The sequence below is a fragment of the Clostridium sp. genome, assembly GCF_050717535.1.
Lineage (GTDB): Bacteria > Bacillota > Clostridia > Clostridiales > Clostridiaceae > Clostridium_AD.
Genome location: NZ_JBOITM010000053.1, coordinates 1 through 11,459, shown reverse-complemented (window position 1 = coordinate 11,459; position 11,459 = coordinate 1). Strand labels below are relative to the sequence as shown.

The following is an 11,459-nucleotide window of genomic DNA, read 5'->3' as shown; positions in this document are numbered from 1 at the left end:
TAGTTTCTATATCTGAGACATATTTATTAAAACATTAATTTCTATTGAACCGCCGTGTACCGAACGGTATGCATGGTGGTGTGAGAGGTCGCTAAATAAATTAATTATTTAGCTCCTACTCGATTTACGAAAATATATAAGAAGATAAGAATATTATGTATAAAAATGTAAAAAAAACTAACACGGAAAGTATTTTTTAAAGCAGGGTAAAAATAAAATTTGTAGAATAACAATATATGGGAAATAATTACTTTGATTTTGCAGGAAAATAATATGTAAGAATGATATGAAAGTGGGCATAATTATAAGTATAAGTAAATTCATTGCAAGTGAGGTGTTTGAATATGATGTTTAATAAATTTACAGAAAGAGCGCAAAAGGTATTGGTGTATGCTCAAGAAGAGGCTGAGGAGTTAAGGCATGGGTATGTAGGCACAGAGCATATACTTTTAGGCATTTTAAAGGAAGAAGATGGATTATGTAAAAAATCATTGAATGATATGAAAATTTCTACAGAAAGTGTAAAAAAATTAGTAATGGAGTATGAAGGTGAAGGGGACGTAGAGATGCGTAGAAATGAGATACCTTTAACTCCTAGGACAAAACGATTATTAGAATTAAGTTTGATAGAAGCCAGAAATTTAAATCATAATTATATTAGTCCGGAACATATTTTGCTTGCTTTAATTCGAGAAGCAGAAGGTGTTGCCTACACAATTTTAACTAATTTAGGAGCAGACTTTAACATGCTAAGAAATGATATACTAAATAATTGGTCTTCTGAAGATACTCAAAAGGGAAGTTTATCAAAAGAAAAAAAGCAGCATAGTACCGAAACGTTAGATCGTTTTGGCAAAGACTTAACTGAAATGGCAAGAGAGGGTAAGCTTGACCCTGTTATTGGAAGAGATAATGAAACCCAAAGGCTACTGGAAATTTTATGCAGAAGAATGAAAAATAATCCGTGCCTTATTGGCGAAGCTGGTGTAGGTAAAACCGCTATAGCAGAAGGTCTTGCACAAAGAATAGCAACAGGAAGTATTCCTGAAATTCTAAAAAATAAAAGAGTAATAACATTGGATATATCCTCCATGGTGGCAGGATCTAAATATAGAGGAGAATTTGAGGAACGCCTTAAGAAAGTTATGCAAGAGATAGTAGAAGCAGGGAATGTTATAATATTTATTGATGAAATCCATACTATCATTGGAGCGGGAGGAGCGGAAGGTGCTATAGATGCGTCTAATATATTAAAACCAGCACTTGCCCGTGGGGAACTTCAATGCATAGGTGCTACTACTATAGATGAATATAGAAAGTACATCGAAAAAGACTCAGCACTGGAGAGAAGGTTTCAACCTATAACAGTAGGCGAACCCAGTAAACAGGAAGCTGTTGATATATTAAAAGGATTAAGAGATAAGTATGAGGCACATCATAGAGTTAAGATTACAGATGGTGCAATCGAGGCAGCTGTAACTTTATCGGATAGATATATATCGGACAGATATTTACCTGACAAAGCAATAGATCTTATTGATGAGGCCGGGGCAAAAGTAAGAATTCGAAATTTGACTGCCCCACCAAATTTAAAAGATTTGGAAGATGAAATAGATAAAATATCTAAAGAAAAATCTGATGCTATTTCAGTACAGGACTATGAAAAAGCTGCTAAGTTAAGAGACAACGAAAAACAATTAAAGGATAAATTAGATAATTCCAAAAACAATTGGAAAACTCAAAACCAAGGGGATGAACTAATAGTTTCAGAACTTGAAATTGCGAATGTTGTATCAAAATGGACTAATATTCCTATAGAAAAATTGACCCAAAAGGAATCAGAAAAGTTACTAAATTTAGAAGAATCACTCCACAGGAGAGTAATAGGACAAAATGAGGCTATAGAATCTATTTCAAAAGCCGTTAGACGGGCTAGGATAGGCTTAAAAGACCCAAAGAGACCTATAGGCTCTTTTATATTTCTAGGTCCAACTGGTGTAGGCAAAACAGAGTTATCAAAAGCATTGGCTGAGGCCATGTTTGGTAATGAAAATAGCATGGTAAGAATAGATATGTCTGAATATATGGATAAACATACTGTTTCAAGGCTTATGGGTTCACCTCCAGGGTATGTAGGTTTTGATGATGGTGGTCAATTAACAGAAAAGGTGAGAAGAAACCCTTATTGCGTTATACTTTTTGATGAAATTGAAAAAGCTCATCCAGACGTAACTAATATTTTATTGCAGATATTAGAAGATGGAAGACTAACAGATGGAAAAGGAAAAACAGTAGACTTTAAAAATACAGTAATTATAATGACATCAAATGTAGGTGCAGCTACTTTAAAAAAGCAGAATTCACTAGGCTTCGATATAAAGGAAAAGGGTATAAATTCAGAATATGAAAAGATGAAAGAAAATATAATGGAAGAATTAAAACGTTCGTTTAAACCAGAATTCTTAAATAGATTAGATGACATTATTGTATTTCATTCATTGGAAAAAGAGGAATTATACAAAATAGTAGAATTAATGCTTAATATAGTGAAGCAGCGCCTTAAAGAACTTCAAATTAATATTATTTTTAATGAGGATACTAAAAAATATTTAGCTAAGTCTGGAATTAATACTGAATACGGTGCTAGGCCGTTAAGGCGTGAAATTACAAAGTCTGTAGAAGATGTGTTATCTGAAGAAATACTTATGGGGAATATTAACAAAGGCGATAATGTAAGTGTTTTGGTTAGAGAGAATAAATTGATTTTTAAGACTTTATAATTTTAATGTTGTTTATATACAGCAAAAAGTATATAATTTAATTATATGACTTCTTTAAAACCACTCTTGAGTGGTTTTTTAAATTACATTAAAAACAAATAATTTGAAAGTGATTTTTATATGATGCTATTGTTTAAAATAAAGATATTATAATTCAAATAAAAATAGGAGACACATTTGTGGTAATGAGTAAAACTATATTTGTGTTTCAGGAATGTTAAAGGTAAAGATTCATTAAAGGATATTTTAAGCAAGTTTTTTTAAAGGTAATATCTATTAAATAGGGAGAAAAAAATGAGAGAAGAGAAAAGCAAGGAACTTATGAGTATACTAAAAATAATGGCGCCAGGTACTTCTCTTAGAGAAGGGCTTGAAAATATTTTAAGAGCTAAAACTGGTGGTCTTATTGTTTTAGGAGATGGAAAAGAAATATTAGATATCGTAGATGGCGGGTTTGGAATAAATGCTGAATATAGTCCTGCTTATATATATGAACTAGCAAAGATGGATGGAGCTATAGTAATAAGCAGTGATTTGAAAAAAATATTATATGCAAATACTCAACTTATGCCTAGTCCTACTATACCTACTTTTGAGACAGGAACAAGGCACAGAACTGCTCAGAGAATAGCTAAGCAGACTGGGTCGGTTGTTGTTGCAATATCACAAAGAAGAACTATCATAACCGTTTACAAAGATGATATAAAATATGTTTTAAGGGATAGCAGTGTAATTTTAGCAAAGGCAAATCAAGCTGTTCAGACCTTAGAAAAATATGTTTCAGTTCTTGAGCGAGTAGTAAGTAATTTAAACCTTTTAGAATTTCAAGATTTAGCTACTCTTTTTGACGTAATATCAGCTATACAAAGGACAGAAATGGTTATGAGAATAGTTGGAGAAATAGAAAGATATATTTGTGAACTAGGGAATGAAGGTAGACTAATTTCAATGCAACTCAATGAGCTAATTAGAAGTGTTGAAGAGGATGGAATACTCTTAATTAGAGATTATTGTCAAAGTGGTATGAACTATACTGAAATGTATAGACAAATAGAAAACATGAGTTCCGAGGAACTTATAGATTTAGATTTCATTTCTAAAATCATTGGATATGTAGGTGTTCCACTAGTGGATACTTTAATTTCTCCAAGAGGATATAGGATGCTAAATAAAATACCTCGCATACCTGTAAATGTTATAGAAAACTTAGTTAAGAACTTTAGAGAATTAAAAGGTACAATGGAAGCATCTTACGAACAACTTGATAGTGTAGAGGGAATAGGTGAAGCAAGAGCCAAAGCTATTAAAAATGGACTAAGAAGATTAAAAGAGAAATTTATGTTAGACAAACAAATATAGCACAAAATAAGTTCCAACTTATTTTGTGCTATATTTTTATCTAAGGTTATATTTACCTAAGGTGTTAATTTTGTCATATTCTTTTAAAATAACATCATATAAATTTAAATCTAGAAGATTGCATAGTGAGGTAGTATAGAAAAGATTATTTCCAATTTCTCTCTCTATGACTTCTCTACAGTTTTCGCAAAGCTTACCTTCCATATGTGTATCAAGTGATGAACTAAGAGTATCTAAATCCAAATCATCTATATTAGCAGGAGTATACTGCTTTTTTGCTTCCACTTTAATACAACCACAATTTGTAATAGACTTTACAACAGCTCTATTAACTCGGGCCTCTGACTCTTGAAGCTTAGTAATTATATCTAAAATACTTCTATGTCGCAATAGTGATCCATCCACAGAATTTTGAAAATTATCAAATATACAATCTTTCATTGTGTTCAGCTCCTTATAAAGATTTAAATAACTACACTATTCTAATTATAAGTTTTATATTATGTTTTTGTCAATAAATTAAGTACGAATTTAAGCTTATGCATATATAATAAATCAATAGCAGTTTTATTCATAGGGGGAATGTTATGTTAAATATTGGCGAAAACGTATTTTTAGCAGATTATGGTGCTGGGTATGTACAAAATATAGATAGTAATGAATTATCTTTTATAAAAGATAATTATATAAATATTTATCTTATATTAGATAATATGAATTTGATGATTCCTATAGAAAAAATAGAAAATTACAAAATAAGAAGCATTTTAAGTAAAGTAGAATTAGAGAATGCCCTTAAAATAATATCAAACCATTTTGATTATATAGAAAGTAATTGGAATAATAGATATAGAATTAATAAGAAGAAAATTCAAAGCGGAAATGTTGTAAAAATGTGCCAGGTAGTTAGGGATTTACATTATTTGAAAAAAGAAAATATGCTTCCGCCAGGAGAGGAAAGGATTTTAGAAAGAGTTGAAGGTATGGTAGCCAGTGAAATAATGGTAGCTTTTGGAATAAATATGGAGGGCGCACTGCGTAAAATAAGGAACTTAGTTTAACAAATTGTTAATTGTATGACAGATTTCATTGAAATACAGATATTTATAGTATATATTAGATAATAACAGGATATAAATTGGATTAAGTGTTAATAATTTAAAAGGAGGTGAAATTTATTGTTAAAGAAAATTTTAAGAGGACTTTTTACAATAATAGGATTAATTATAGGGTACTTAGTAGGGGATATGCTTCTAAGCACAAGTTATTTTGGTGGTCTTAATAATTTTAAAAGTGGGATTCAGGGAATAATATTCATTATTTTTTCTAGTTTGTTTTTTGGAGTTGTTTTATTTCTAGTATCTCCTATGATCGTATCTTTGATAATGAGACTGATGGATTACGTGGAGAAAAGTATACAGAAGATGCCTACGTCACAAATTATTTTTGGAACAGGTGGAGCAATAATAGGTCTTGTAATTGCATCTTTGTTTGCAGGGCTATTTAAATATCAATCGCCTATATGGAATATAATTGCAGTTATTTTTACAGTGATAATGGCGGCTTTGGGAGCTGATGTTTGTGCTAGAAAAAGAGATGAAATATTATCTTTCTTTACAAGCATTAAAAAGAAAGACGGATTTAAGGACAAAAAAACCAAAGGATTTACTAATGAAAACCCAAAAGTGCTAGATACATCTGTAATAATTGATGGTAGGATATTTGATATATGTCAAACTGGCTTTGTTGAAGGTCCGCTAATAATACCTACATTTGTATTAGAGGAGCTTAGGCATATTGCTGATTCTTCTGATGGACTTAAGAGAAACAGAGGAAGAAGAGGACTAGACATACTAAACAAAATTCAAAAAGAATTAAATATAGAAGTTGAAATTTGGGAAAAAGATTTCCCGAATATTGCAGAAGTGGACAGCAAACTTTTAAAACTAGCTCAGGTTTTGAATGGTAAAGTAGTTACAAATGATTTTAATCTTAATAAAGTAGCTGAATTCCAAGGGGTTCCAGTTTTAAACATTAATGAACTTGCTAATGCAGTAAAACCAGTAGTACTTCCAGGGGAAGAAATGAAAATTCAAGTGATGAAAGATGGAAAAGAATCAGGCCAAGGAATAGCATATTTAGATGATGGCACAATGATTGTTGTTGAAGGTGGAAGACGTTATATTGGTGAAAATATAGTTGTTATTGTAACATCAGTACTTCAGACAGCTGCAGGTAGGATGATTTTTGCTAAAAATAAGGATTCCGTAGTGAAAAGTTAATCATATTTCGTAAGTGGGGGTTGATATGAGTAGAAATTGTGCCATAATTTTGGCGGCGGGTAAGGGTAGCCGTATGGGAGAGCCTATTAACAAGCAATATCTAAATATTAAGAAGCATCCCATTTTGTATTACACTTTAAAAGCCTTCATGCAGTGCAATTGTATAGATGATATTATAGTAGTTGTGGCAGAAGGTGAAATGGATTATTGCAGAGAAGAAATAATTGAAAAATATGATTTTTTTAAAGTCAAAAATGTGGTTCTTGGTGGCAAGGAGAGACAACAGTCTGTACTTAATGGTTTAAAGGCTGTATCAAATTGTGAAGTTGTACTTATTCATGATGGTGCAAGGCCTTTTATAACCGAAGCTATTATTAAAAATGCAATCATATATGCTAATTTATATGGAGCCACTGCTTGTGGGGTAAGGCCTAAGGATACTATTAAGATTAAAGACTCATCAGGATTTTCTATGAAAACGCCTGATAGAGAAATGCTTTTTTGTGTTCAAACACCTCAGGCATTTAAGTATGAACTTATATTAAATTGTCATAATAAAATTAAAGAAGAGGGCATTAGGGTAACTGACGATACTATGGTAGTTGAAAGGTATGGTAATAAGGTGTATCTTTATGAGGGGAGTTACAACAACATAAAGATTACAACACCAGAGGATTTGGAGATGGGAAGGCAAATATTAGAAAAGATTAACTGTTGACATCATCACATTTAATGTGTATCGTAAATAGTAATTATAAAGAAAACTTTTAATAACTAAATATTAGGCAATGATTAAGGATAGTAAAGGCCGCTTACAGATAGAAAATACTAGGTTGAGAGATTTGTAAATTATTTGAACCTACTTTTGAACTGTAGCAAAACTACCGGTAGTATATATCGTTAAAAAATAGTGAAAATTTAGGTGACACCGCAAGGCTACTCGCCCTAAAATAGGGTGAGTTTTTTATTTTTTTTGATATTTATTATTTTGTTATATTAATAATTAGGCTTTTATTTGAGCATGTGTAACTATAAAAGTGGTGATATTCATGAAATTATCGAAAATGCTAATAAGTACCCTAAGAGAAGTACCTGCAGGGTCAGAAATATGTAGTCAAATATTAATGTTAAGAGCTGGTATGATAAGAAAAATTGTAGTACAAGTTCATTAGAATTTATAAGTAATAACATAAAATTGTAACATGTAAAGGAGCAGAATAAACATGGAATTTAATATTCTAAAGGGTAAATTTACAACTCAGCAAGTTAAACAGTTAAACTCTCTCGTGCTTGCAATAGTTGGAGACGCAATTTATGAGGTGTTTATCAGAGCTTACCTTGTAGAAAAAAATAGAGATATGAATGCTCATAAAATTCACGTTAAAGCAGTTTCATATGTGAAAGCACATGCTCAAAGTGAATATATGAAATTATTAATAGAAGATTTAGATGAAGAAGAACTGGGTATATTTAAAAGAGCTAGAAATTCCAAAAGTGGAACTACACCTAAAAATGCAAATTTAAATGAGTATAAATGGGCTACAGGGTTTGAAGCACTAGTAGGTTATTTATATTTGAGTGAAAAAAATGAACGATTAAATTGCATTTTTGAAAAAATTATAAATTTCGATTTGGGGGAGGAATAGTCATACTTGTAGCTAAATTAATAGAACATACACTTAGCCCAGAGAAAGTTATAGTCCTGTAGGCATTGATGAAATACTAGAAAATCTGGATGAGAAGAAAACTGAAAAGTTTTTGAATATCTAAAGCTAGAACAATTTTAATACATAATTTCTCCCAATATTGAGAAATACGAAGTTAAAAAGAAAATATTTATAGAATATATGAATTGCGTTCAAATAGAGTATAATCAGTTAGTGGGGATTTTTTGTAAAAATGAATTGGATATTCTTATAAAAGAATATTTAACCCTAGAAAAACTACTAAGTCCTGAAGAAATTGAAAAGAATATGAAATAAAATAGATAAAGAAAGCGAGGAATTTAAAATGAGTGACAACAAAAAGCATCAAGGGAGTAGAGAACCTAGAGAAAATAGAGGAGCTTCAACTACTAGAGAAGATAAAAGTGCAACGGGGTCTAAAAGAGTTTGGACTAAGGAATCTGCGTCAAAAGAAAGTAGAGGTTCTTCAAGCAGTAAATATAATAAAAGAGCCAAACCCGCTAGAAGATTTAGAGATGACGAAAAAGGTGGGAAAGTTGCAAAAGAGAGCAGAGAAGAAAAAAGTAAAATAAGTACTAAAAGACAAATGGACGAGAATGTTATAGATGGCAAGAAAATTACTAGGGAAAAATCTGAAATGAGACATAAAACTAATAATGCTTGCGAAGGATCTGAAACTAAAATCATTAGAGAAGACTTAATTGAAGGAAGAAATGCAGTTATAGAGGCACTAAAATCAGATAGAACTATAGAATATATTCTTATTGCCAAAGGTGATATGATAGGATCTATAAGTGTAGTGTTGGCCCTTGCCAAAGAAAAGGGAATTGTTACAAAAGAGGTTGACAGAAGAAAGCTAGATGAAATGTCACAAACGGCGTCACATCAAGGTGTTATGGCAATAGTAACTCCTTATAAATATTTTTCACTGAACGATATATTTAAAACTGCAGAAGAAAGAGGAGAAAAACCTTTTATAATTATACTAGACGAGATAGAAGATCCTCATAATTTTGGATCTATCATAAGAACAGCAGAAGTATGTGGAGCTCATGGTATAATTATACCTAAGAGGAGAAATGTAGGGGCTACTCCAACAGTTTATAAGACATCCGCTGGTGCCATTGAACATGTAAAGATAGCAAAAGTAACTAATATAAATGCTACCATTGATGAAATAAAAGAACGTGGTGTATGGGTTTATGGTGCGGACATGGATGCTGAAAATTATATATTTAACACTGATTTAACTGGTGCAGTAGCGCTTGTTATTGGAAGTGAAGGGAGAGGTATTTCTAAACTTACAAAAGAAAAATGTGATGTTTTAGTAAAAATACCTATGGCTGGTAAAATAACCTCTTTGAATGCATCAGTTGCTGGTGGTATAATAATGTATGAAATTATGAAACAAAAAATCAGATGAGGTAAAAAGTGAAAACAGTTTTTGTAGATGGGTATAATGTTATTAATAGCTGGCCGAATCTTAATATAATTAAAGATTATAGTTATGAATCTTCTAGGCAGCAACTTATTGACACTCTTCAAAACTACACGGAATTTAAGGGTTATAAAATGTTTATAGTTTTTGATGCACATATGGTCAAAGGAAGTCTTGAAAAAAAAGAAAAACAAGGAAACTTATTTGTGGTTTTCACAAAAGAAGGTGAAACAGCAGATAAATATATTGAAAGAATGGTCAATAATATTGGAAGAAAATGCGAAATATCTGTTGTTACATCGGATTCTTTAGTGCAACAAGTTACTTTTCAAAGAGGGGCCACCAGAATGTCTTCTATTGAATTTTATTATGAAGTAATTAGCATAGAAAAAAAAATTCGAATTAAGACAGAAAAGAAGTATTTAGAAAAAAGAAATTCCTTAGAAGAGAGAATAGATGAAAAAACATTGGAGAAACTTGAAAAAATACGAAGGAACCTTTGAATTGTCTTGACTATGGAAATTCCTCTAAGGTATAATCATTTATATGACACATGCTAGCTGTGGAGGGGATATTTGTTGGAAAAAATAATTAGAGTAAGTGTTGATATTTCATGCTTTGAAGACAGGTTGGATGAAGAGGTAGTTATTGAGGCACAAAAAAAAAATATTAGAGCACAAGAATATTTAATTAATAAGTATAAAAACTTTGTTAAAGCCAAGGCTAAGTCGTATTTTTTGATTGGTGCTGATAAAGAAGATATATATCAAGAAGGAATGATAGGTCTCTATAAGGCTATTAGAGATTTTAAAGCCGACAGATTATCTTCGTTTAGGGCTTTTGCAGAAATTTGTGTTACAAGGCAGATAATTACAGCAATAAAAACAGCTACTCGCCAGAAACATATTCCTCTTAATACATATATATCTTTAAATAAACCAATATATGATGAGGAATCAGACAGAACATTATTGGATGTGTTATCAGGTGCTAAAATTACTGATCCTGAAGAATTAGTTATAAGTCGGGAAGAAGTAATTAGTATTCAAAATGAAATTGGTGAGGTTCTTTCAGAGTTAGAAATGGAAGTATTGATGTCATATCTAGATGGTAAATCTTATCAAGAAATTGCATGTGATTTAGACAGACACGCAAAGTCTATTGACAATGCACTTCAAAGAGTAAAAAGAAAATTAGAAAAATGTCTAAGTAAAAGGTAGAAATGTATTGACAAAAAAAACAAACAATAGTAACATTAATAACTGGTGTATAGCTTTAAGTTGTACGTCGGCGGGAGTAGCTCAGTGGTAGAGCACCAGCTTCCCAAGCTGGGTGTCGCGGGTTCGAGACCCGTTTCCCGCTCCAAAATTAAGTGCCCATATAGCTCAGTCGGCAGAGCGTCACCTTGGTAAGGTGGAGGTCACCGGTTCAATCCCGGTTATGGGCTCCATAATTATTAAGGCCCTACTACACACTAGGATAAGTTTACGAACGCGAAAATGTAATTGTTTAAACAAGGAGGAATACAAAATGGCAAAAGCAAAATTTGAAAGAACTAAACCACATGTAAACATTGGTACAATAGGACACGTAGATCACGGTAAGACAACACTAACAGCAGCAATAACAGCAGTACTTGCAACTAAGGGGTTAGCACAAGCATCAAAGTTTGACCAAATTGACAAAGCACCAGAGGAAAGAGAAAGAGGAATTACAATCAACACTGCACACGTTGAGTATGAAACAGTAAATAGACATTATGCACACGTTGATTGCCCAGGACATGCGGATTATGTAAAGAACATGATTACTGGAGCCGCACAAATGGATGGAGCAATCCTAGTAGTTAGTGCAGCAGATGGTCCAATGCCTCAAACAAGAGAACATATACTATTAGCAAGCAGAGTTGGAGTAG

At 31.8% G+C, this 11,459-nt stretch carries 13 protein-coding genes and 2 tRNA genes; 14 read left to right on the top strand and 1 reads right to left on the bottom strand.

Annotation, left to right across the window (positions count from 1 at the left end; all coding sequences use genetic code 11):
• Nucleotides 1–344 precede the first annotated feature (344 nt).
• Together ACREVU_RS08630 and disA are read left to right on the top strand one after the other, a co-directional pair.
• The gene (locus ACREVU_RS08630) at nucleotides 345–2,780 is read left to right on the top strand and encodes an ATP-dependent Clp protease ATP-binding subunit (RefSeq protein WP_431551196.1); all 2,436 of its coding nucleotides are present in this window, start codon (nucleotides 345–347) and stop codon (nucleotides 2,778–2,780) included.
• A 294-nt stretch (nucleotides 2,781–3,074) separates the two neighbouring features.
• Nucleotides 3,075–4,139, top strand: coding sequence for a DNA integrity scanning diadenylate cyclase DisA (gene disA / locus ACREVU_RS08625; protein WP_431551195.1), 1,065 nt, complete (start codon nucleotides 3,075–3,077; stop codon nucleotides 4,137–4,139).
• A 36-nt stretch (nucleotides 4,140–4,175) separates the two neighbouring features.
• Here the strand turns inward: disA and ACREVU_RS08620 are convergent, their stop codons facing one another.
• Nucleotides 4,176–4,580, bottom strand: a complete 405-nt coding sequence (locus tag ACREVU_RS08620) for a nucleoside triphosphate pyrophosphohydrolase family protein (RefSeq protein ID WP_431551194.1) — start codon at nucleotides 4,578–4,580, stop codon at nucleotides 4,176–4,178.
• Between the two features lie 146 nt (nucleotides 4,581–4,726).
• Between ACREVU_RS08620 and ACREVU_RS08615 the strand changes: the two genes are divergently transcribed.
• The 12 genes from ACREVU_RS08615 to ACREVU_RS08560 form a co-directional block, all read left to right on the top strand.
• Entirely contained in the window at nucleotides 4,727–5,200 is a 474-nt protein-coding gene (locus ACREVU_RS08615) for a CarD family transcriptional regulator (RefSeq protein ID WP_431551193.1), read from the top strand.
• Between the two features lie 117 nt (nucleotides 5,201–5,317).
• Nucleotides 5,318–6,421 carry a PIN/TRAM domain-containing protein gene (locus ACREVU_RS08610; protein ID WP_431551192.1) on the top strand — a complete coding sequence of 368 codons (1,104 nt, stop codon included), beginning with the start codon at nucleotides 5,318–5,320 and terminating at the stop codon, nucleotides 6,419–6,421.
• 25 nt (nucleotides 6,422–6,446) lie between these two features.
• Nucleotides 6,447–7,139: a 2-C-methyl-D-erythritol 4-phosphate cytidylyltransferase gene (gene ispD, locus ACREVU_RS08605; RefSeq protein WP_431551191.1), complete on the top strand. Its 693-nt coding sequence runs from the start codon at nucleotides 6,447–6,449 to the stop codon at nucleotides 7,137–7,139.
• Between the two features lie 331 nt (nucleotides 7,140–7,470).
• Nucleotides 7,471–7,593: a hypothetical protein gene (locus ACREVU_RS08600; RefSeq protein WP_431551198.1), complete on the top strand. Its 123-nt coding sequence runs from the start codon at nucleotides 7,471–7,473 to the stop codon at nucleotides 7,591–7,593.
• A gap of 51 nt (nucleotides 7,594–7,644) precedes the next feature.
• On the top strand, nucleotides 7,645–8,067 hold the full coding sequence (locus ACREVU_RS08595; RefSeq protein WP_431551190.1) for a Mini-ribonuclease 3: 423 nt from the start codon (nucleotides 7,645–7,647) through the stop codon (nucleotides 8,065–8,067).
• Nucleotides 8,068–8,268: 201 nt separating this feature from the next.
• Nucleotides 8,269–8,403, top strand: coding sequence for a hypothetical protein (locus ACREVU_RS08590; protein ID WP_431551189.1), 135 nt, complete (start codon nucleotides 8,269–8,271; stop codon nucleotides 8,401–8,403).
• Nucleotides 8,404–8,743: 340 nt separating this feature from the next.
• Nucleotides 8,744–9,529: a 23S rRNA (guanosine(2251)-2'-O)-methyltransferase RlmB gene (gene rlmB / locus ACREVU_RS08585; RefSeq protein ID WP_431551197.1), complete on the top strand. Its 786-nt coding sequence runs from the start codon at nucleotides 8,744–8,746 to the stop codon at nucleotides 9,527–9,529.
• An 8-nt stretch (nucleotides 9,530–9,537) separates the two neighbouring features.
• The gene (locus ACREVU_RS08580) at nucleotides 9,538–10,047 is read left to right on the top strand and encodes an NYN domain-containing protein (protein ID WP_431551188.1); all 510 of its coding nucleotides are present in this window, start codon (nucleotides 9,538–9,540) and stop codon (nucleotides 10,045–10,047) included.
• A gap of 75 nt (nucleotides 10,048–10,122) precedes the next feature.
• Nucleotides 10,123–10,764, top strand: coding sequence for an RNA polymerase sporulation sigma factor SigH (sigH, locus tag ACREVU_RS08575; RefSeq protein WP_431551187.1), 642 nt, complete (start codon nucleotides 10,123–10,125; stop codon nucleotides 10,762–10,764).
• A 70-nt stretch (nucleotides 10,765–10,834) separates the two neighbouring features.
• Nucleotides 10,835–10,909 (top strand) — tRNA-Gly (locus ACREVU_RS08570).
• A 9-nt stretch (nucleotides 10,910–10,918) separates the two neighbouring features.
• Nucleotides 10,919–10,994: transfer RNA gene (locus ACREVU_RS08565), tRNA-Thr, on the top strand.
• A gap of 80 nt (nucleotides 10,995–11,074) precedes the next feature.
• The coding region (locus ACREVU_RS08560; protein WP_431551186.1) for a GTP-binding protein at nucleotides 11,075–11,459 on the top strand (385 nt) is incomplete at its 3' end.

Bases quoted from the DNA above. Each gene is read 5' to 3' on its own strand.
- ACREVU_RS08630 (WP_431551196.1), top strand. From the start codon at position 345: ATGATGTTTAATAAATTTACAGAAAGAGCGCAAAAGGTATTGGTGTAT.
- disA (WP_431551195.1), top strand. From the start codon at position 3,075: ATGAGAGAAGAGAAAAGCAAGGAACTTATGAGTATACTAAAAATAATG.
- ACREVU_RS08620 (WP_431551194.1), bottom strand. From the start codon at position 4,580: ATGAAAGATTGTATATTTGATAATTTTCAAAATTCTGTGGATGGATCA.
- ACREVU_RS08615 (WP_431551193.1), top strand. From the start codon at position 4,727: ATGTTAAATATTGGCGAAAACGTATTTTTAGCAGATTATGGTGCTGGG.
- ispD (WP_431551191.1), top strand. From the start codon at position 6,447: ATGAGTAGAAATTGTGCCATAATTTTGGCGGCGGGTAAGGGTAGCCGT.
- ACREVU_RS08600 (WP_431551198.1), top strand. From the start codon at position 7,471: ATGAAATTATCGAAAATGCTAATAAGTACCCTAAGAGAAGTACCTGCA.
- ACREVU_RS08595 (WP_431551190.1), top strand. From the start codon at position 7,645: ATGGAATTTAATATTCTAAAGGGTAAATTTACAACTCAGCAAGTTAAA.
- ACREVU_RS08590 (WP_431551189.1), top strand. From the start codon at position 8,269: ATGAATTGCGTTCAAATAGAGTATAATCAGTTAGTGGGGATTTTTTGT.
- rlmB (WP_431551197.1), top strand. From the start codon at position 8,744: ATGAGACATAAAACTAATAATGCTTGCGAAGGATCTGAAACTAAAATC.